Origin of the sequence: Enterobacter sp. K16B (genome assembly GCF_020216105.1) — a bacterium.
Classification (GTDB): Bacteria; Pseudomonadota; Gammaproteobacteria; order Enterobacterales; family Enterobacteriaceae; genus Enterobacter; species Enterobacter sichuanensis.
The window spans coordinates 77,009-95,874 of the sequence record NZ_JAIWJZ010000037.1; the positions used below are offsets into that span (position 1 = coordinate 77,009).

Annotated in this window: 22 protein-coding genes and 1 other annotated feature; of the genes, 14 read left to right on the forward strand and 8 right to left on the reverse strand. The window is 57.3% G+C overall.

Annotated features, from left to right (window positions below; translation table 11 throughout):
- The 13 genes from infC to selO all read left to right on the forward strand — a co-directional run bounded on the left by infC (position 1) and on the right by selO (position 10,692).
- The gene (gene infC, locus LDK53_RS09630) at positions 1 to 543 is read left to right on the forward strand and encodes a translation initiation factor IF-3 (RefSeq protein WP_023616141.1); all 543 of its coding nucleotides are present in this window, start codon (positions 1 to 3) and stop codon (positions 541 to 543) included.
- Positions 544 to 639: 96 nt separating this feature from the next.
- The gene (gene rpmI / locus LDK53_RS09635; protein ID WP_001124225.1) at positions 640 to 837 is read left to right on the forward strand and encodes a 50S ribosomal protein L35; all 198 of its coding nucleotides are present in this window, start codon (positions 640 to 642) and stop codon (positions 835 to 837) included.
- A gap of 49 nt (positions 838 to 886) precedes the next feature.
- On the forward strand, positions 887 to 1,243 hold the full coding sequence (gene rplT, locus LDK53_RS09640) for a 50S ribosomal protein L20 (RefSeq protein WP_000124850.1): 357 nt from the start codon (positions 887 to 889) through the stop codon (positions 1,241 to 1,243).
- Positions 1,244 to 1,360: 117 nt separating this feature from the next.
- Positions 1,361 to 1,484 (forward strand) — a sequence feature (Phe leader region).
- The gene (gene pheM, locus LDK53_RS09645) at positions 1,366 to 1,410 is read left to right on the forward strand and encodes a pheST operon leader peptide PheM (protein WP_001386830.1); all 45 of its coding nucleotides are present in this window, start codon (positions 1,366 to 1,368) and stop codon (positions 1,408 to 1,410) included. Its footprint overlaps the feature before it by 45 nt.
- A 40-nt stretch (positions 1,485 to 1,524) precedes the next feature.
- On the forward strand, positions 1,525 to 2,508 hold the full coding sequence (gene pheS / locus LDK53_RS09650; RefSeq protein WP_003857809.1) for a phenylalanine--tRNA ligase subunit alpha: 984 nt from the start codon (positions 1,525 to 1,527) through the stop codon (positions 2,506 to 2,508).
- A gap of 15 nt (positions 2,509 to 2,523) precedes the next feature.
- Positions 2,524 to 4,911: a phenylalanine--tRNA ligase subunit beta gene (gene pheT, locus LDK53_RS09655; protein ID WP_225286018.1), complete on the forward strand. Its 2,388-nt coding sequence runs from the start codon at positions 2,524 to 2,526 to the stop codon at positions 4,909 to 4,911.
- 4 nt (positions 4,912 to 4,915) lie between these two features.
- Positions 4,916 to 5,215: an integration host factor subunit alpha gene (ihfA, locus tag LDK53_RS09660; protein WP_003857805.1), complete on the forward strand. Its 300-nt coding sequence runs from the start codon at positions 4,916 to 4,918 to the stop codon at positions 5,213 to 5,215.
- A 103-nt stretch (positions 5,216 to 5,318) separates the two neighbouring features.
- Complete coding sequence (gene btuC, locus LDK53_RS09665; protein ID WP_225286176.1) at positions 5,319 to 6,299, forward strand: vitamin B12 ABC transporter permease BtuC; 981 nt, start codon at positions 5,319 to 5,321, stop codon at positions 6,297 to 6,299.
- Positions 6,300 to 6,334: 35 nt separating this feature from the next.
- Positions 6,335 to 6,886, forward strand: coding sequence for a glutathione peroxidase (locus tag LDK53_RS09670; RefSeq protein ID WP_025757339.1), 552 nt, complete (start codon positions 6,335 to 6,337; stop codon positions 6,884 to 6,886).
- Positions 6,886 to 7,641: a vitamin B12 ABC transporter ATP-binding protein BtuD gene (btuD, locus tag LDK53_RS09675; protein ID WP_155031032.1), complete on the forward strand. Its 756-nt coding sequence runs from the start codon at positions 6,886 to 6,888 to the stop codon at positions 7,639 to 7,641. Before LDK53_RS09670 ends, btuD begins: the two co-directional genes overlap by 1 nt.
- Positions 7,642 to 7,714: 73 nt before the next feature.
- Entirely contained in the window at positions 7,715 to 8,179 is a 465-nt protein-coding gene (locus LDK53_RS09680) for a C40 family peptidase (protein ID WP_225286031.1), read from the forward strand.
- A 292-nt stretch (positions 8,180 to 8,471) separates the two neighbouring features.
- Positions 8,472 to 9,188, forward strand: a complete 717-nt coding sequence (locus tag LDK53_RS09685) for an EAL domain-containing protein (RefSeq protein ID WP_047958335.1) — start codon at positions 8,472 to 8,474, stop codon at positions 9,186 to 9,188.
- Between the two features lie 61 nt (positions 9,189 to 9,249).
- Positions 9,250 to 10,692 carry a protein adenylyltransferase SelO gene (gene selO, locus LDK53_RS09690; protein ID WP_225286052.1) on the forward strand — a complete coding sequence of 481 codons (1,443 nt, stop codon included), beginning with the start codon at positions 9,250 to 9,252 and terminating at the stop codon, positions 10,690 to 10,692.
- A gap of 38 nt (positions 10,693 to 10,730) precedes the next feature.
- Here the strand turns inward: selO and LDK53_RS09695 are convergent, their stop codons facing one another.
- Genes LDK53_RS09695 through LDK53_RS09715 form a run of 5 tightly spaced genes read right to left on the reverse strand, consistent with a single transcriptional unit; the run spans position 10,731 to position 15,505 of the window.
- Entirely contained in the window at positions 10,731 to 11,501 is a 771-nt protein-coding gene (locus LDK53_RS09695; protein ID WP_225286062.1) for a 3-hydroxybutyrate dehydrogenase, read from the reverse strand.
- A gap of 10 nt (positions 11,502 to 11,511) precedes the next feature.
- On the reverse strand, positions 11,512 to 12,903 hold the full coding sequence (locus LDK53_RS09700; protein WP_025757333.1) for a GntP family permease: 1,392 nt from the start codon (positions 12,901 to 12,903) through the stop codon (positions 11,512 to 11,514).
- A 44-nt stretch (positions 12,904 to 12,947) separates the two neighbouring features.
- Positions 12,948 to 14,129 (reverse strand): acetyl-CoA C-acetyltransferase, encoded by a 1,182-nt coding sequence (locus tag LDK53_RS09705; RefSeq protein ID WP_225286075.1) that lies wholly within the window; start codon positions 14,127 to 14,129, stop codon positions 12,948 to 12,950.
- Between the two features lie 9 nt (positions 14,130 to 14,138).
- On the reverse strand, positions 14,139 to 14,795 hold the full coding sequence (locus LDK53_RS09710; protein WP_095440830.1) for a CoA transferase subunit B: 657 nt from the start codon (positions 14,793 to 14,795) through the stop codon (positions 14,139 to 14,141).
- 2 nt (positions 14,796 to 14,797) lie between these two features.
- On the reverse strand, positions 14,798 to 15,505 hold the full coding sequence (locus tag LDK53_RS09715) for a CoA transferase subunit A (protein ID WP_025757330.1): 708 nt from the start codon (positions 15,503 to 15,505) through the stop codon (positions 14,798 to 14,800).
- Between the two features lie 140 nt (positions 15,506 to 15,645).
- Between LDK53_RS09715 and LDK53_RS09720 the strand changes: the two genes are divergently transcribed.
- On the forward strand, positions 15,646 to 16,569 hold the full coding sequence (locus LDK53_RS09720) for a LysR family transcriptional regulator (RefSeq protein ID WP_225286102.1): 924 nt from the start codon (positions 15,646 to 15,648) through the stop codon (positions 16,567 to 16,569).
- Here the strand turns inward: LDK53_RS09720 and LDK53_RS09725 are convergent.
- The 3 genes from LDK53_RS09725 to LDK53_RS09735 form a co-directional block, all read right to left on the reverse strand.
- On the reverse strand, positions 16,536 to 17,315 hold the full coding sequence (locus LDK53_RS09725; RefSeq protein WP_225286112.1) for a heme ABC transporter ATP-binding protein: 780 nt from the start codon (positions 17,313 to 17,315) through the stop codon (positions 16,536 to 16,538). The genes LDK53_RS09720 and LDK53_RS09725 overlap by 34 nt on opposite strands.
- Positions 17,308 to 18,300 (reverse strand): FecCD family ABC transporter permease, encoded by a 993-nt coding sequence (locus tag LDK53_RS09730; protein WP_225286118.1) that lies wholly within the window; start codon positions 18,298 to 18,300, stop codon positions 17,308 to 17,310. Before LDK53_RS09730 ends, LDK53_RS09725 begins: the two co-directional genes overlap by 8 nt.
- A partial coding sequence (locus LDK53_RS09735; RefSeq protein WP_225286129.1) for a heme/hemin ABC transporter substrate-binding protein occupies positions 18,300 to 18,866 on the reverse strand: 567 nt, incomplete at its 5' end. The genes LDK53_RS09730 and LDK53_RS09735, both read right to left, overlap by 1 nt.

The window sequence follows — 18,866 nt, forward strand, 5'->3', positions numbered from 1 at the left end:
ATTAAAGGCGGAAAACGAGTTCAAACGGCACGTCCGAATCGTATCAATGGCGAGATTCGCGCCCAGGAAGTTCGCTTAACAGGTCTGGAAGGCGAGCAGCTGGGGATTGTGAGTCTGAGAGAAGCAATCGAAAAGGCTGAAGAAGCTGGAGTAGATTTAGTTGAAATCAGCCCTAACGCCGAACCGCCAGTTTGTCGTATCATGGACTACGGCAAGTTCCTTTATGAAAAGAGTAAGTCTTCTAAGGAACAGAAGAAAAAGCAAAAAGTTATCCAGGTTAAGGAAATCAAGTTCCGTCCTGGTACCGACGATGGCGATTATCAGGTAAAACTCCGCAGCCTGATTCGCTTTCTGGAAGATGGCGATAAGGCCAAGATCACACTGCGTTTCCGCGGTCGTGAGATGGCCCACCAACAGATCGGTATGGAAGTGCTTAACCGCGTCCGTGACGATCTGAGTGAACTGGCAGTAGTCGAATCCTTCCCTACGAAGATCGAAGGCCGCCAGATGATCATGGTGCTCGCTCCTAAGAAGAAACAGTAGGCCTTCAAGTAGCAATTCCTGTGGAGCCTTTGTGCTTCACAGGTTTTGTTCGCCTGGGTTTCGTTTATTTAACAATGCGAAGTGGAAGTTATTAAAATGCCAAAAATTAAGACCGTACGCGGTGCTGCTAAGCGCTTCAAAAAAACCGGTAAAGGTGGTTTTAAGCACAAGCACGCTAACCTGCGTCACATTCTGACTAAGAAAGCTACCAAGCGTAAACGTCACCTGCGTCCAAAAGCCATGGTTTCTAAAGGCGATCTGGGCCTGGTTATCGCGTGCCTGCCGTACGCATAAGTCGTTTCGTTTAACTTTTTTAACTTAGAATAGATACAGGAGAGCACACATGGCTCGCGTAAAACGTGGTGTAATTGCACGTGCACGTCACAAGAAAATTTTGAAACAAGCTAAAGGCTACTACGGTGCGCGTTCACGCGTATACCGCGTTGCCTTCCAGGCTGTTATCAAAGCAGGTCAGTACGCTTACCGTGACCGTCGTCAACGTAAGCGTCAGTTCCGTCAACTGTGGATTGCGCGTATCAACGCAGCAGCACGTCAGAACGGTATTTCTTACAGCAAATTCATCAACGGCCTGAAAAAAGCCTCTGTTGAAATCGACCGTAAGATCCTGGCTGACATCGCAGTATTCGACAAAGTAGCGTTCACCGCTCTGGTCGAAAAAGCGAAAGCAGCACTGGCATAAGCCAGTTGAGAGAGGGGGCCTGGCTCCCTCTTTTCGTTTCAACAGCATCAAAACGTTGACAATTTTGGGGCTACCCTTTTCAATAAGGCGTTAGGTTCCTTACCACACAAGGTAACGCAAGCATGAATGCTGCTATTTTCCGCTTCTTCTTTTACTTTAGCACCTGACATCAGGAGGCTAGCGCGTGAGAGATGAAACGGAAAACAGCGCCAGAAAGCCTCCTGATGGAGGCTTTTTTTGTATCTGCCGCTGGTAAATATCGCTACATAACGAGGAAAATCATGTCACATCTCGCAGAGCTGGTTGCCAGTGCAACAGCCGCCATTAATCAGGCCTCAGATGTTGCCGCGTTAGACAATGTCCGCGTCGAATATCTTGGTAAAAAAGGGCACCTGACCCTTCAGATGACAACCCTGCGTGAACTGCCGGCAGAAGAACGCCCGGCAGCAGGTGCGGTAATTAACGAAGCCAAAGAGCAGGTACAGCAGGCTCTGAACGCGCGTAAGGCTGAGCTGGAAAGCGCGGTGTTGAATGCGCGTCTGGCCGCAGAGACGATCGACGTTTCTCTGCCGGGTCGCCGAATTGAAAACGGTGGTCTGCATCCGGTTACCCGCACCATCGATCGTATTGAAAGTTTCTTCGGTGAGCTCGGCTTTACCGTGGCGACTGGCCCGGAAATTGAAGATGATTACCATAACTTCGATGCCCTGAACATTCCTGGCCATCATCCGGCACGTGCTGACCACGACACTTTCTGGTTCGACGCGACCCGTCTTCTGCGTACCCAGACCTCCGGCGTTCAGATCCGTACCATGAAGGAGCAGGAACCGCCCATTCGCATTATCGCGCCGGGCCGTGTCTATCGTAACGACTACGACCAAACTCACACCCCAATGTTCCACCAGATGGAAGGCCTGATTGTTGATAAAAACATCAGCTTCACCAACCTGAAGGGCACGCTGCATGATTTCCTCAACAACTTCTTTGAGGAAGATCTGCAGGTTCGTTTCCGTCCATCCTATTTCCCGTTCACTGAACCGTCTGCGGAAGTGGACGTGATGGGTAAAAACGGTAAATGGCTGGAAGTGCTGGGCTGCGGTATGGTGCATCCAAACGTGCTGCGCAACGTGGGCATCGATCCGGAAGTTTACTCTGGCTTTGCGTTCGGTATGGGCATGGAACGTCTGACCATGCTGCGCTACGGCGTGACCGATTTACGTGCATTCTTCGAAAACGATCTGCGTTTCCTCAAACAGTTTAAATAAGGGCAGGACAGAACAATGAAATTCAGTGAACTGTGGTTACGCGAATGGGTTAACACCACGCTGGACAGCGACGCGCTTTCTAACCAGATCACCATGGCGGGTCTGGAAGTGGACGGCGTTGAGCCGGTTTCGGGCGCGTTCAATGGCGTGGTCGTGGGTGAAGTGGTGGAGTGCGGTCAGCACCCTAACGCGGACAAACTGCGCGTAACAAAAGTCAACGTGGGCGGTGACCGTCTGCTGGATATCGTCTGCGGTGCACCAAACTGCCGTCAGGGGCTGAAAGTGGCCGTGGCGACCGTCGGTGCTGTGCTGCCGGGTGATTTCAAAATCAAAGCTGCCAAACTGCGCGGCGAACCGTCCGAAGGTATGCTGTGCTCGTTCTCTGAGCTGGGGATTTCCGACGATCACAACGGCATCATCGAACTGCCGCTGGATGCGCCGATCGGTACCGATATCCGCGAATACCTGAAGCTTGATGACAACACCATCGAAATCAGCGTCACGCCAAACCGTGCTGATTGCTTAGGGATTATCGGCGTTGCGCGCGACGTTGCCGTGCTGAACCAGACCGAACTGAACGCGCCGGAGATCGTCCCGGTTGAAGCGACCATCAGTGACGTTCTGCCTATTCAGGTTGATGCCGCGGATGCCTGCCCACGCTACCTTGGTCGTGTGGTGAAAGGCATCAATGTTAAAGCGCCAACCCCGCTGTGGATGAAAGAGAAACTGCGTCGCTGTGGTATTCGTTCTATCGATGCGGTGGTTGACGTGACCAACTACGTACTGCTGGAGCTGGGTCAGCCGATGCACGCGTTCGATAAAGATCGTATCGAAGGCGGTATTGTTGTACGCATGGCGAAAGAGGGTGAAACCCTGGTTCTGCTCGATGGCAGCGAAGCGAAACTCAACGCCGACACGCTGGTGATTGCTGACCACAGCAAAGCGCTGGCGATGGGCGGTATCTTCGGTGGCGAACACTCTGGCGTGAACGATGAGACGCAAAACGTGCTGCTGGAATGTGCATTCTTCAGCCCGCTCTCTATCACCGGTCGCGCACGCCGTCACGGTCTGCACACCGATGCCTCTCACCGTTACGAGCGCGGTGTTGACCCGGCGCTGCAGTACAAAGCGATGGAACGTGCCACCCGTCTGCTGATCGACATCTGCGGCGGTGAAGCGGGCCCGGTGATTGATGTCACCCACGAAGCCACGCTGCCGAAGCGCGCGACCATCACCCTGCGTCGCAGCAAGCTGGATCGTCTGATTGGTCACCACGTACCCGATGCGCAGGTGACCGATATCCTGAAGCGTCTGGGCTGTGAAGTGACCGAAGGCCAGGACCAGTGGCAAGCCGTTGCGCCATCCTGGCGTTTCGACATGGAAATTGAAGAAGATCTGGTGGAAGAAGTGGCCCGCGTGTACGGCTACAACAACATCCCTGACGAGCCTGTGCAGGCGGGTCTGGTGATGGGGTCCCACCGTGAAGCCGACCTGTCCCTGAAGCGTGTGAAAACCATGCTGAACGACAAAGGCTACCAGGAAGTGATCACCTACAGCTTTGTTGATCCAAAACTGCAGCAGCTGATCCACCCAGGTCAGGAAGCCCTGATCCTGCCAAGCCCAATCTCCAGCGAAATGTCGGCTATGCGTCTTTCTCTGTGGACCGGCCTGCTGGGCACTGTCGTTTATAACCAGAATCGCCAGCAAAACCGCGTGCGAATTTTCGAAAGCGGTTTGCGCTTTGTGCCGGATAATCAGGCAAATTTAGGCATCCGTCAGGATCTTATGCTGGCTGGTGCGATTAGCGGTAACCGCTATGAAGAGCACTGGGACCTGGCAAAAGGCACGGTTGATTTCTACGATATGAAGGGCGATCTGGAAGCGATTCTCGATCTGACCGGTAAATTATCTGAAATTGAATTCCGCGCAGAAGCCATTCCGGCCCTGCATCCGGGTCAGAGTGCAGCCATCTATTTAGACGGCAAACGTGTTGGTTTTATTGGCGTTGTTCACCCTGAGCTGGAACGTAAACTGGACCTGAACGGCCGTACCATCGTGTTTGAGCTGGAGTGGAACCTGGTGGCAGACCGCGTGATCCCTCAGGCTCAGGACATCTCCCGCTTCCCGGCAAACCGCCGTGATATCGCGGTTGTGGTCGCCGAAAATGTGCCTGCAGCAGATATTTTGGCCGAATGTAAGAAAGTTGGCGTAAATCAGGTAGTTGGCGTAAACTTATTTGACGTGTACCGCGGCAAGGGCGTAGCAGAAGGTTTCAAGAGCCTCGCTATCAGCCTTATCCTTCAGGATACCAGCCGTACACTCGAAGAAGAGGAGATTGCCGCTACCGTCGCCAAATGTGTAGAGGCATTAAAAGAGCGATTCCAGGCATCATTGAGGGATTGAACCTATGGCGCTTACAAAAGCTGAAATGTCAGAATATCTGTTTGATAAGCTTGGGCTTAGCAAACGGGATGCCAAAGAGCTGGTAGAGCTGTTTTTCGAAGAGATCCGTCGTGCTCTGGAAAATGGTGAGCAGGTAAAACTCTCCGGCTTTGGCAATTTTGATTTGCGAGACAAAAACCAACGTCCGGGTCGTAACCCGAAGACGGGGGAAGATATTCCCATTACAGCCCGCCGCGTGGTGACCTTCAGACCCGGCCAGAAGTTAAAAAGCCGTGTCGAAAACGCAACGCCCAAAGCAGAGTAATATGAACTAACTAAAAAGGCCGCCCATGCGGCCTTTTTTCTTTGCGCTCCCTGGCAAACCCGCCGTAAAATCAATGATATCTCTCGCAAATAAAACCGAATACATGCTTGATTACGCCCATCGCCAGCACCGTTCCGATCAACGTCGCCTGCTTTTACTGGTGCTGCTGCTCATTGTCGCCGCAGGGGTTAGCCTCTGCGCCGGTGACAGGTGGATAGGGCCTGAGAGCTGGTGGGGGCCAGACGGGCAACTCTTTGTCTGGCAAATTCGTCTGCCGCGCACCGTCGCGGTGATGCTGGTGGGGGCCGCGCTGGCGCTGGGCGGCACCATTATGCAGGCGTTATTTGATAACCCGCTGGCGGAACCGGGGCTGCTCGGTGTCTCGAACGGGGCTGGCGTGGGGCTGATTGCGGCAGTGATGCTGGGTGGGGGAGAACTCTCCGGGTGGAGTATTAGCCTGAGCGCCATTCTCGGCGCATTACTGATCACGGTCATCCTGCTTCGCTTCGCCAGGCGGCACTTATCAATCAGCCGTCTGCTGCTTGCCGGCGTGGCGCTCGGGATCATCTGCAGCGCGCTGATGACCTGGGCCGTCTACTTCTCAACCTCCTTTGACCTGCGACAGCTCATGTACTGGATGATGGGCGGCTTTGGCGGCGTTGACTGGCACCAGGGCTGGCTTATGGCGCTGCTGGTCCCGGTTATTGTGTGGGTTGCCCTGCAGGCGCAGCCGCTGAATATGCTCGCGCTGGGTGAAACCTCAGCCCGCCAGCTCGGTATGCCGATTGGGTTCTGGCGTAATGTGCTGGTCATTGCCATTGGCTGGCTGGTCGGCGTCAGCGTCGCCCTCGCGGGGGCAATTGGTTTTATTGGGCTGGTGATCCCGCACATGCTGCGCCTGTGTGGCCTCACTGACCATCGAACCTTGCTTCCGGCCTCGGCTGTTGCCGGGGCCGTTACGCTGCTGGTGGCCGATATCATCGCCCGGCTTGCCCTGACAGCCGCAGAGTTGCCCATTGGCGTGGTGACCGCCACGCTGGGCGCGCCGGTCTTTATCTGGCTACTATTAAAAGCTGGACGTTAAATCACGATACCCGTAAGACAACCTGAGGGAATGCTATGCAGTCAGATATCCTGAATACTGAAGTGACCACCATTGATGGCGATAACACCACGCTGGAAGGCTACAAAGGCAACGTGTTGCTTATCGTCAACGTGGCATCCAAATGTGGCCTGACGCCGCAGTACGAGCAGCTGGAGAACATTCAGAAGGCCTGGGAGAAGGACGGTTTCACCGTGCTGGGGTTCCCGTGCAACCAGTTCCTGGGCCAGGAGCCGGGCAGCGAAGAGGAGATCAAGACGTTTTGTAGCACCACCTACGGCGTCACGTTCCCGCTGTTCAGCAAAATTGATGTTAACGGTGAGCATCGTCATCCGCTGTACGCGAAGCTGATCGCTGCCGCACCGAAAGCCGTTGCGCCGGAAGGAAGCGGTTTTTATGAACGTATGGCCAGCAAAGGCCGCGCGCCGCTCTACCCGGATGACATTCTGTGGAACTTCGAAAAATTCCTGATTGGTCGTGATGGCCAGGTGGTGCAACGTTTTTCACCGGATATGACGCCTGAGGATCCGATTGTGATGGAATCTATCAAGCTGGCGCTGGCGAAATAATGTCACTGCTGATGCAGCTCACGGACGTTGCCGAAAAGGGACGTCTGGCGCCGATAACCGGTGCCGTCAATGCGGGTGAAATTCTGCATCTTGTCGGGCCGAACGGCGCGGGAAAGAGCACGTTGCTGGCGCGGATGGCAGGCCTGGTCGGTGGTGAAGGGCAGGTAACGCTGCTGGGGCATCCCCTTACCGACTGGACGCCAGTCTCGCTGGCGCACCGGCGCAGTTATCTTGTGCAGCAGCAGACACCGCCCTTTGCGATGCCTGTCTGGCACTACCTGACGCTGCATCTGCATGATAAACACCATACGGCGCTGCTGACGGACGTGGCTGCCGCCCTGGGGCTGGAAGATAAACTGGCTCGTCATGCCAGCCAGCTTTCGGGCGGAGAGTGGCAGCGGGTGCGTCTGGCGGCCGCAATCGTGCAGATCCACCCGGCCGGTAATCCTCACGGGCGGCTGCTGCTGCTTGATGAACCGATGAGCGGTCTGGATGTGGCGCAGCAGGCGGCACTGGATACGCTGCTAAGCACCCTGAGCCGAAAAGGCATCGCCGTGGTAATGAGCAGTCATGACCTCAACCATACCCTGCGTCATGCCCACCGGGTATGGTTGCTGTCGAAGGGAAACCTGATCGCCAGCGGTACGCGGGATCAGGTTCTCACGCCACCTAATCTTGCCCGCGCGTACAATATGGCGTTCCGCAGGCTGGACATAGAGGGACATAAGATGCTGATTTCTACCGGGCAGGAGTAACCGTTTCTTGCCTGTTCACACACTTGCACGCTAAATTACGAAAAGAACAAAAAAAGCAGAGGATTCGTCTGAAATGCGATTCTGGTTTATCCTGATGGCTGTACTCTTTCTTGCGGGATGCAGTAGCCATCGTGCTCCGCCGCCTAACCCACGGCTTTCAGATTCGATCACCGTCATTGCCAGCCTTAACGATCAGCTGCGCAACTGGCGCGGCACGCCTTATCGCTACGGCGGCATGAGCCGTGGCGGGGTGGATTGTTCCGGCTTTGTGCTGATGACGTTTCGCGATAAGTTTGATTTACAGCTGCCGCGCGAAACGCGTAAACAGGCTGAAATCGGTACGGAAATTGATAAAGACGATCTTCTGCCGGGGGATCTGGTTTTCTTCAAAACCGGGTCGGGTGAAAGCGGTCTCCATGTGGGGATATATGATACAGACAATCAGTTTATTCACGCGTCGACCAGTCGCGGGGTGATGCGTTCTTCCCTGGATAATGTTTACTGGCGTAAAAGTTTTTGGCAGGCTCGACGTATTTAGTCGCCGCCGGACGCTTCTTATGACGGCAGGGTAACTAATAAATCATGCCGTTTTTTCTCAAATAAGATGATTAAAGTTAAATTTACCTAAAATTAGCTTAGCCCGCATGTGTCTGTTTTATCTAAAACTGGCTATTATTCTACAACCAGGATAAGATTATTTTAGATTCAGGGATAAATCTGAAAATTAATACGGAACTAATGAAATTAATCTTATTAAAATCAAGACAGTGGAATTGTGTCAGCAATTGCTCCAGGATGTCCTCTCTCATCTTTAATGCGGGGCGAGTGCAATGATTATTACGCTAGATAATGCTTACCAGTCTGAACTGTTGCTTCAGCCTGCCCGTAATAGCGCAGGTGAGTTGAAAGGTTTAGACATTTTGGTTAACTTTACTGGCGTCGGCAGCGAAGTGAGGATCCCTACTGAACTCGTTATCCCGCGGCTTTCCGAGGCGGAAGAGTTAGCGCTGTTTAACGAAAAACTGCAATTGCTTGATACCTGTAAACTGTTTTTTATTCAGCATCAGTTAATTGCATGGATCAATATTACACCTGTAATTGTTGAGTTTTTATTAAGTAATGGAAACGCTGTTTCAATTCTTGAGCGCTATCCGTTTTTGGAGTTTACTGTTAATGAGAATTATCCAGGTTTAAATAACGGAAAGGACGATCTGCAGCTGGCAAGAATGGCGATCCATTTCCCGCTGGTCCTGGCAAACTTTGGCGCAGGCGCAGCATCGCTCAAAGCGGTCTATGATGGATTATTCAAACGGGTCATTCTCGATAAAGGATTCATTCAGCAGCGTGCTCAGGAACTCTCCTTTGAGCCCTTTATGCGCGCAATCCTCTGGCAAATCACGCCGCACTGCCAGTCGGTGATCGTCTCGGGCATTGACGATCACGCCCTGTTGCAGCGCGTCCTGTCCTTCAATTTTGGTGCCATGCAGGGGGCGCTGTGGCCTGCCGTCTCTGCTGAACACGTCACCACGCTGGTTCAGCAGCGATAACCCTTGCTTTCGCCCGTGTTTAAGACCGGGTAAACCCTCTACACTAAAAGCAGGAGGACTTATGACCCTGTCTTTTACTGCTCACTGGCATGACGAGTTGCCTGGTTTTTACACCGCACTCAAACCTACACCGCTACAAAATTCCCGTCTCATCTGGCATAACGATCGGCTGGCAGACGAGCTGGCTATTCCACCAGCGCTGTTTCAGCGTTCAGACGGCGCTGGCGTCTGGGGCGGCGAAACGCTACTCCCCGGGATGCAACCCCTGGCTCAGGTCTACAGCGGGCATCAGTTTGGCGTCTGGGCGGGTCAACTGGGCGACGGCAGGGGGATCCTGCTCGGCGAACAACAGCTTCCCAACGGGGAGACGGTTGACTGGCACCTGAAAGGCGCAGGGCTGACTCCCTATTCACGTATGGGCGACGGGCGCGCGGTACTGCGTTCAACGATTCGTGAATGCCTGGCATCTGAAGCGATGCATGCGCTGGGTATTCCAACAACCCGTGCGCTGTCGATCGTCACCAGCGATACGCCGGTCGCGCGCGAAACGATGGAAAAAGGGGCCATGCTAATGCGCATTGCGCAAAGCCATCTGCGCTTCGGTCATTTTGAGCACTTTTACTATCGTCGCGAGCCGGACAAGGTTCGCCAGCTTGCGGATTTTGCCATCCGTCACCACTGGCCGCATTTGCAGGACGAGGCGGATAAATACGTTCTCTGGTTCAGGGATGTGGTGGCCCGCACGGCCACGATGATCGCACGCTGGCAAACGGTGGGCTTTGCCCATGGTGTTATGAATACGGACAACATGTCGATCCTCGGGCTGACCTTCGATTACGGTCCGTTTGGTTTCCTCGATGATTATCAGCCGGGGTATATCTGCAACCACTCCGACTACCAGGGGCGCTACAGCTTTGACAACCAACCGGCGGTGGGACTGTGGAATCTGCAGCGTCTTGCGCAATCCCTGTCACCGTTTATCGACGTCGATGCCCTCAATGATGCGCTCGATGGCTATCAGGAGACGTTGCTACGCGACTACGGCACGCTGATGCGCAACAAGCTGGGGCTGATGACCCAGGAGAAAGGCGATAACGATATCCTGAATGGCCTGTTTACGCTCATGGCGCGTGAGGGCAGCGATTATACGCGTACCTTCCGCATGCTGGGCCAGACGGAGCAGCACAGTCCTGGCTCGCCGCTGCGCGATGAATTTATCGACCGACAGGCGTTTGACGACTGGTTTACTCAGTACCGCACGCGGCTACAGCAGGAGCAGGTGGATGATGCTACCCGCCAGAAGCAGATGAACGCGGCGAACCCGGCGATGGTGTTGCGCAACTGGCTGGCGCAGCGGGCGATTGAGCAGGCAGAGCAGGGGGAATACGCTGAGTTACACCGTCTGCATATGGCGTTGCGCACGCCGTTTGCCGACCGGGATGATGACTACGTCAGCCGCCCGCCTGACTGGGGCAAGCGGCTGGAGGTCAGCTGCTCAAGCTAGTCTTTTGCCGGTTAGCGCTACGCTACCCGGCCAGGACATCACTGAGCGACCCAGCCGCCATCCATATTCCACGCTGCGCCGCGAACGTTGACGGCGCTGTCGCTACATAAAAACAGCGTCAACTCGCCCAGCTGTTCCGGGGTAACAAACTCCCCGGAAGGCTGTTTCTCGCTCAGAAGCTGGTCCTGGGCCAGATCCGGCGCGACGCCCTGTGCAATACGTTTGTCGATCTGCTGTTGCACCAGCGGGGTCAGTACCCAACCGGGGCAGAGCGCATTTGCGGTAATACCGGTGCGGGCGGTTTCCAGCGCCAGCGACTTCGTAAAACCCACCACCCCGTGCTTGGCAGCAACGTAGGCTGACTTCTCTTTTGAGGCCACCAGGCCGTGAACGGAGGCGATATTAATGATGCGCCCCCAGTTTTTCTCCCGCATGGCAGGCAGCGCCAGCCGGCTGGTGTGGAACACAGCGGAAAGATTAATGGCGATAATGTCATTCCATTTTTCAACCGGAAACGCCTCAACCGGAGCCACATGCTGAATCCCGGCGTTATTGACCAGAATATCCACCCCGCCAAACTGCGTTTCGGCGTAGCGCATCATGGCTTCAATCTGCAGGACATCACGCAGGTCCGCATCGTGATAGCCCGGTTTTTTGCCCAGTTGCGCGATCTCTGCGCGCGCCGCTTCGCTGTCACCGAAACCGTTAAGAATTAATTGTGCCCCGGCTTTCGCCAGTACCCGGGCGATCCCCAGGCCAATGCCGCTGGTTGAGCCGGTCACCAGGGCGGTTTTACCGTTCAGATTCATCTTTTTCTCCTTACACAATGCCGGTCAGATAGAACACGGCAATGACAAAAAGCACTGCCAGACTTTTAATGATAGTGATAGCGAAAATGCCGCCGTAGGCCTGACGATGGCTCAGACCGGTGATTGCCAGCAAGGTGATCACCGCGCCGTTATGGGGAAGGGTATCCATCCCGCCGCTGGCCATGGAGGCCACGCGATGCAGCACCTCAAGGGGGATATTGGCCGCGTGGGCGGCGGCAACAAACGTGTCGGCCATGGCCGCGAGGGCAATGCTCATCCCGCCGGACGCCGAACCGGTGATCCCTGCAAGAACGGTCACGCTGATGGCCTCATTGAGTAACGGATTTGGAATGGCCGCCAGCGCGTGGGATAACACCAGAAAACCGGGCAGGGCGGCGATCACCGCGCCAAAACCGTATTCCGAGGCTGTATTCATCGCGGCCAGAATGGCCCCGCTGACCGCCGTGCGGCTGCCTTCCGCCAGACGTCCGCGGATATTGCGAAAGCCAAAAGCCAGCACCAGCACGATACCGGCGATCAGCGCCGCTTCCACGGCCCAGATGGCGGTGATCTTGCTGACCTCGATCACAATCGGCTTTGCCAGTCCGGGAAGGGTCAGCTCGTGGCTGGTGCCGTACCAGCCGGGGATCCAGCGGGTAAGCAGCAGATTGAGGATCCCTACCAGCAGCAGAGGAGAGAGGGCAATCAGCGGGTGAGGGAGGTTAATGTCGTCCGGCGTTTCCGGTTCATTTTTCAGATCCGTGCCGTACCCCTCGTTGTTCTGCAGCGCTTTGCGGCGCTGGCGCTCCAGCCAGAGCAGACCAAAACAGATAATAAACAGCGAACCAATCAGCCCCAGCCACGGCGCGGCCCAGGCGTTTGTGCCAAAGAAGCTGGTGGGGATAATGTTCTGGATCTGCGGCGTGCCGGGCAGGGCATCCATGGTAAACGAGAATGCCCCGAGCGCCACTGTGGCCGGGATCAGCCGTTTCGGGATGCCGCTCTGGCGGAACAGTTCGGCGGCAAAGGGGTAAACCGCAAACGCCACCACAAACAGCGAAACGCCGCCGTAGGTTAACAGCGCACACACCAGGACAATCACCGGGATGGCGTGACGCCGCCCGAGGATCCGAATCGCTGCGGCGACGATAGCGCGCGAGAAGCCGGAGAGTTCAATCAGCTTGCCAAACACGGCACCCAGCAGGAACACCGGGAAGTAGAGCTTGACGAAGCCGACCATTTTTTCCATAAACAGCCCGGTAAACGTCGGGCCGACGGCGCCAGGATCGGTCAGCAGCACGGCGCCGAGCGCCGCAATCGGGGCAAACAAAATCACGCTGTATCCGCGATAGGCCGCCAGCATCAGCAGTGCCAGCGCCGCCAGGGCAATTAACACACTCATTACGACTCCTCACTTTAATTATTATTCGGGTACCAACGAGAGGCTTAACGCTCGACGGTCAGGGCGATGCCTTGTCCGCCGCCAATGCACAGGGTGACGAGCCCTTTTTTAACGTCGCGGCGCTGCATTTCGTACAGCAGCGTCACGAGGATGCGGCAGCCGGAGGCGCCAATCGGATGACCAAGGGCAATCGCGCCGCCGTTTACATTCACCTTGCGCGCATCCCAGCCGAGCTGCTTGCCCACCGCCAGCGCCTGAGCGGCAAAGGCTTCATTGGCTTCAATGAGATCCACCTCATCGAGCGTCCAGCCCGCCCGCGCCAGCGCCGTCTGGCAGGCGCTCACCGGACCGATGCCCATCACCGACGGGTCAACCCCCGTTACGGCGTAACTCACAATGCGACCGAGGATCGGCAGTCCGCTCTGCCGCGCATTTTCTTCACTCATCAGCAGTACCGCAGCGGCACCGTCATTGAGCGTCGAAGCATTTCCCGCCGTGACCGTGCCTTCATCGCGTAAAAATGCGGGGCGCAGTTGCGCAAGCTGCTCAGCGGTGGTCTCTGGTCGGGGCTGTTCATCACAACGAATAACCCGCGGTGGCTTTTTGCCCTCTTTCACCGTGACCGGCGCTATCTCGGCGTCAAACCGACCGGACGCAATGGCGGCCGCCGCTTTTTGCTGCGACCGGGCGGCGAAATCATCCTGCTGTTCGCGGGAAATACCGTACTGCCGGGCAACGTTTTCAGCGGTGATACCCATGTGGTAATCGTTGAATGCGTCCCACAAACCATCGGTAATCATGCTGTCCTGCAGACCCGTATGGCCAAACCGCAAACCAGACCGCGCCCCGTCCAGCAGATAGGGGGCGTTGCTCATGCTCTCCTGACCGCCTGCGATAACCACCCCGGCGTCGCCGCTGCGGATCGCCTGCGCAGCGAGTTGCACCGCTTTCAGGCCCGCGCCGCACACCAGATTGACCGTTGTCGCTGGCGTGCTGACGGGTAACCCGGCGGCGATGGCCGTCTGACGCGCCGGGTTTTGTCCACATCCCGCCGTCAGCACCTGACCGAGAATCACGTCGTCAATCTTCTCTTTATCAAGACCGCTGCTCTCAAGCAGGTGACGTACCGCGACAGCCCCCAACTCAACCGCAGAGAGGGAGGCGAGCGATCCGCGAAAACTGCCGACAGGGGTACGCGTTGCCCCGACAATCATGACCTGTTTCATCCGAAGCCCTCAGCTAAAGCGCATCTCGCGCACGTCGTCCGCCACAATGATTTTCCCGGCCGTTTTCGCCACGATCTCGTCAATGCTGACGCCGGGAGCATACTCCCGCAGGATGAACGCGCCGTCCTCAATTTCCAGCAGCGCGAGGTCGGTTAACACCCGACGGATGCAGCCCACGCCCGTGAGCGGCAGCGTGCAGCGCGGCAGCAGCTTTGACTCACCGCTTTTTGAGGCGTGGGTCATCACCACAATGATGTTCTGCGCCCCGGCGACGAGATCCATCGCGCCGCCCATCCCCTTCACCATTTTTCCGGGGATCATCCACGAGGCGATATTGCCTTCGACGTCCACCTCAAAGGCACCCAGCACGGTCAGGTCGACATGACCGCCGCGGATCATGGCAAACGACTGCGCTGAGTCAAAAATGGCGGCCCCTGTCCGTGCGGTGACGGTCTGTTTACCGGCGTTGATCATGTCGGCGTCGAGGCTCTGCTCATCGGGGAAGGCGCCCATCCCCAGCAGACCGTTTTCCGACTGGAGCATCACGTCCATCCCGGCGGGAATGTAGTTCGCCACCAGCGTCGGAATGCCGATCCCCAGGTTGACGTAGTAACCGTCGCGCAGCTCGCGGGCCACGCGCATGGCCATCTGTTCACGGGTCAACATCGTCACACTCCTTGCGCGCGCAGCGTGCGCTGCTCAATGCGTTTTTCAAACTGGCCGACAATCAGCCTGTCGACGTAAATGCCCGGGGTATGAATAGCAGACGGAGGCAGTTCACCTGGCGGAACAATCTCTTCCACCTCCACCACCGTTATCCGGCCCGCGGTTGCCATCAGCGGATTAAAGTTTTGCGCGGTATGGCGATAGATAACGTTGCCGTACCAGTCCGCCTTCCAGCCTTTGATGAGCGCGAAATCCCCGGTGATGGCCTCTTCGAGGATGTAATGTTTACCCGCAAACTGGCGCACCTCTTTGCCTGCAGCCACAGGCGTGCCATAGCCGGTCGCGGTGTAAAACGCGGGGATCCCGGCGCCACCTGCGCGCACCTTTTCGGCCAGCGTCCCCTGCGGCGTGAGTTCCACCTCCAGCTCGCCGCTCAGCACCTGCTGCTCGAACAACGCGTTTTCGCCGACGTAAGAGGCCACTACCTTGCGAACCTGCCGCGTCTCAAGCAGGATCCCGAGACCGAAGCCATCCACGCCGCAGTTGTTCGAGACCACCGTCAGCCCCTGTACCTGCCGGCGTCTGACTTCGGCAATCAGGTTCTCCGGAATGCCGCACAGGCCGAAGCCGCCCGCCAGCAAGGTCATCCCGTCCGTCAACCCATCCAGCGCCTGCGCATAGCTGCCGACGCGCTTATCCAGTCCTGCCATACTCATCCCTCCCGTTAACCGTGCCGGTATCATTAGGGGCGACGACTCATTTGTTAATTTTGAATTTGTGACCCACTCATTTGGTTTTTTTATTAATTTCCTGTTAACTAAATTTTTTCAATTAGTTAACAGGGTGAAAAATGAGAATGAGTGTCAAACAGTTACGCGCGTTTTTAGCGGTAGCTCACACTCTGAATTTCGCACACGCCAGCGAACGGCTGAATCTCTCTCAGCCAGCCCTGAGCCTGACGATAAAAGGGCTGGAGGATGCGCTCGGTGGACCGCTTTTACAGCGCAGTACGCGCAAGGTGGCTCTGACGCAGGAAGGGGAGACCTTTTTGCCGATGGCTCGGCAGCTGCTGGCGGACTGGGATAACGTTGAAGAGGCCATGCACCAGTGCTTTACCCTGCAGCGCGGTAAAATCTCGGTCGCGGCCATGCCGTCGTTTGCGGCGAATGTCTTACCCGAGGTGCTAAAAGCGTTTCGCGACCGCCACGCCGGGATCAACGTCACCGTGCATGATGTGATTAACGAGCAGGTGATAGAAATGGTCCGGGAAGGGCGCGTGGAGATGGGGATCGCATTCGAGCCTGCGCCAACGCACAACCTGCTGTTTACCCCGCTGGGCCTCGACCGGTTTATTGCCATTGTGCCGAAAGATTCTGCGCTTGCAGGCAAAAAGCGCCTGACATGGGACGCGCTGCTGATGCTGGATTTCATTACCCTGCAGCGTCCCTCTGCGGTGCGTCTGATGATGGAAGAGGAGCTGGCGCGAAGCGGCAGGAAACTGGAGGTCGCCCTGGAGAGCCATCAACTGGTGACGGTTGGGCGCATGGTCGCGAGCGGGCTGGGCGGCAGTGCCGTACCGGCGCTGTGCGAGACCCAGATGGCCTCATTAGGCGCGGTCTGTATTCCGCTGGACAGCCCGCCCATTGAAAAGTGTATCGGGGTGATCCATCCCGGGCACACGCAGCTTTCTAAAGCAGCGCATGCTCTGCTGGAAACCCTGAAAGATTTTTATCAGCCGGGTCAGGGGGCGAGAAACACCTGCGGCACGGCGTGAGCCGGGTGCCGGCCAACGTGAACCTGCGCACCGTACCACTTTGCCAGCGCATTGGCCTGCAAAACGGTTTCCGGTTTCCCCTCAGACACGATTTTTCCGCCGTGCAGCAGCAGGATGCGATCCGCCCACAGCGCCGCCAGATTAAGGTCATGCAGCACCACGCACACGTGCAGATGTCCCCGACGGGTCAGGGATTTCAGCAGGCGCAGCAGATGCTGCTGGTGGTAGAGATCCAGCGCAGACGTGGGTTCATCCAGAAACAGCCAGCCGCGTGGCGCACCGTCGCACCAGAGCTGAGCCAGCGCGCGGGCGAGCTGGATGCGCTGCTGCTCGCCGCCGGAGAGTGCGGCAAACTGCCTGCCCGCCAGCGGTAAACACCCGGTAACGGCCATCACTGCTTCTACTACCGAGGCTTCAGGCGTGCGGGTCCAGGGCGCGCGACCCATGCCGATTACTGCTTCAACCGGCCAGTCAAATCCAATCTGCGTGTTCTGGCGCATCACCGCCCGGTAGCGGGAGAGCGTCTCCGGCTGCCAGGCGGCGATCGGCGTGCCCGCCAGGCTGCATTGTCCGCCCGCCGGTTTAAGATAGCCGGTAAGCAGCCGCAATAGCGTGGATTTCCCGGCGCCGTTGGGGCCAATCAACGCCACCATCTCGCCCTGAGATAAGGTCAGCGACACGTCGTTAATCAGCGTCCGTTGCCCGACGCGAAAAACAAGGTTTTCGCCACAATAGCGTTCAGCCATGCGCACCTCCATGACGAAAGATAAGCCACAGAAACCCCGGCGCGCCGAGAAGGCTGGTCAATAGACCGACCGGCATTTCCGCCGGGGCGACCACGCTGCGCGCCAGCGTATCGGCAACCAGCAACAGCAACGCACCGGCCAGCACCGAACCAGGGAGTACGGCGCGGTGGTCGGCTCCCAGCCACATGCGCACCAGGTGCGGCACCACCAGGCCGACAAAGCCGATAACGCCGCTGACCGCAACGGCGGCAGCCACCAGCAGGGCACTGCACAGCAGCAGGATCCGCTGCACGCGGGCGACGTCCACGCCGAGGTAGTGCGCCTCTTCGTCACCCAGTTGCAGCAAATTAAGGGCGCCTGCCAGACGCCAGATAACCAGCACGGTGGGTATCATCAGCGACGAGACGGCCAGCAGCGTCGACCACTGCGCCTGGCCGAGGCTGCCCATTCCCCAGAGCGAAAGCTGGCGAAGCTGGGCATCATTGCTGAGCCATGACAGCACGCCGACGGCCGCGCCGCACAGGGCGTTGATGGCAATGCCTACCAGCAGCAGGCGCGACAGAGAACCGTCACGCTGTCGGCTGAGGAGAAAAATCACCAGGGTGGCGGCCAGCGCACCGAGAAACGCCGCCAGCATCGGGGCATACAGCATCACCAGGGCAGGTAGCGAGAGGGGAAGCACCACCCACAGCGCGACGGCAAGTGCCGCGCCGCTGCTGATGCCGAGCAGGCCCGGGTCTGCCAGCGGGTTGCGAAACAGCCCCTGCATCACGCAGCCCGCCACTGCCAGTGAACCGCCGATCGCCAGCGCCAGCAGCACGCGAGGCAGGCGGATCGTCAGCCAGATCTGACGCAGCGCCTCGTCTGTGCCGTTCCACAGCAGGCTGACCGGCAGGTGTAACGCCCCGACCCCGGTTGCCGCGAGGGTGATGATGATCAGGATCGCGGTCAGCATCCATAACGATGAAGTGATCCGCCGGGACATCAGGGCAGCTGCTCCGCTTTGCTGCGCAGCTGCTGGATGGCCTCAGGCGTTCGCAGGCTGAAGCCCAGCAGCGCCATATCGTCAATCGCCAGCACCTGCTTGTTTCGTCCTGCCGGGGTTTGCGCCAGGCCGGGCAGCGTCCACAGGTTCGCTTCACCGCCCAGGGCGGTGATTCCGTCCGAGGAAATCACCACCAGATCGGGCCGGCTGGCGATGATGCCTTCCTGAGACAGCGGCTGATAGCGGCTGAACCCCTGCATCGCGTTCTGCAGTCCCGCCGCGCGGATAGCGGCATCGGCGGCGGTCTGTTGTCCGGCAGCCATGGCGGTCATCCCACCGTGGTTGAGAATAAACAGCACCCGTTTGTTGAGCGGCGATGCGGGAAGTGTCGACAGCGCCTGACGCAGCCTGTTGCGCAGGGCTTCCCCCTCGGCCTCGCGGTGCGTTGCTTCCGCCACGATCCGCACCTTTTCATCAATGACGCTCAGGTCGTTACTGGCGGGAATTTCGATCACCCTGACGTGGCTTTGCTCAACCTGCTTTAGCGCCAGAGACGGCTGCGCCTG

What these genes read in the sequence shown, in the direction of transcription:
- rpmI (WP_001124225.1), top strand. Translation starts at nt 640, where the DNA reads ATGCCAAAAATTAAGACCGTACGCGGTGCTGCTAAGCGCTTCAAAAAA.
- rplT (WP_000124850.1), top strand. Translation starts at nt 887, where the DNA reads ATGGCTCGCGTAAAACGTGGTGTAATTGCACGTGCACGTCACAAGAAA.
- pheS (WP_003857809.1), top strand. Translation starts at nt 1,525, where the DNA reads ATGTCACATCTCGCAGAGCTGGTTGCCAGTGCAACAGCCGCCATTAAT.
- pheT (WP_225286018.1), top strand. Translation starts at nt 2,524, where the DNA reads ATGAAATTCAGTGAACTGTGGTTACGCGAATGGGTTAACACCACGCTG.
- ihfA (WP_003857805.1), top strand. Translation starts at nt 4,916, where the DNA reads ATGGCGCTTACAAAAGCTGAAATGTCAGAATATCTGTTTGATAAGCTT.
- btuC (WP_225286176.1), top strand. Translation starts at nt 5,319, where the DNA reads ATGCTTGATTACGCCCATCGCCAGCACCGTTCCGATCAACGTCGCCTG.
- LDK53_RS09670 (WP_025757339.1), top strand. Translation starts at nt 6,335, where the DNA reads ATGCAGTCAGATATCCTGAATACTGAAGTGACCACCATTGATGGCGAT.
- btuD (WP_155031032.1), top strand. Translation starts at nt 6,886, where the DNA reads ATGTCACTGCTGATGCAGCTCACGGACGTTGCCGAAAAGGGACGTCTG.
- LDK53_RS09680 (WP_225286031.1), top strand. Translation starts at nt 7,715, where the DNA reads ATGCGATTCTGGTTTATCCTGATGGCTGTACTCTTTCTTGCGGGATGC.
- LDK53_RS09685 (WP_047958335.1), top strand. Translation starts at nt 8,472, where the DNA reads ATGATTATTACGCTAGATAATGCTTACCAGTCTGAACTGTTGCTTCAG.
- selO (WP_225286052.1), top strand. Translation starts at nt 9,250, where the DNA reads ATGACCCTGTCTTTTACTGCTCACTGGCATGACGAGTTGCCTGGTTTT.
- LDK53_RS09695 (WP_225286062.1), bottom strand. Translation starts at nt 11,501, where the DNA reads ATGAATCTGAACGGTAAAACCGCCCTGGTGACCGGCTCAACCAGCGGC.
- LDK53_RS09700 (WP_025757333.1), bottom strand. Translation starts at nt 12,903, where the DNA reads ATGAGTGTGTTAATTGCCCTGGCGGCGCTGGCACTGCTGATGCTGGCG.
- LDK53_RS09705 (WP_225286075.1), bottom strand. Translation starts at nt 14,129, where the DNA reads ATGAAACAGGTCATGATTGTCGGGGCAACGCGTACCCCTGTCGGCAGT.
- LDK53_RS09710 (WP_095440830.1), bottom strand. Translation starts at nt 14,795, where the DNA reads ATGTTGACCCGTGAACAGATGGCCATGCGCGTGGCCCGCGAGCTGCGC.
- LDK53_RS09715 (WP_025757330.1), bottom strand. Translation starts at nt 15,505, where the DNA reads ATGGCAGGACTGGATAAGCGCGTCGGCAGCTATGCGCAGGCGCTGGAT.
- LDK53_RS09720 (WP_225286102.1), top strand. Translation starts at nt 15,646, where the DNA reads ATGAGAATGAGTGTCAAACAGTTACGCGCGTTTTTAGCGGTAGCTCAC.
- LDK53_RS09725 (WP_225286112.1), bottom strand. Translation starts at nt 17,315, where the DNA reads ATGGCTGAACGCTATTGTGGCGAAAACCTTGTTTTTCGCGTCGGGCAA.
- LDK53_RS09730 (WP_225286118.1), bottom strand. Translation starts at nt 18,300, where the DNA reads ATGTCCCGGCGGATCACTTCATCGTTATGGATGCTGACCGCGATCCTG.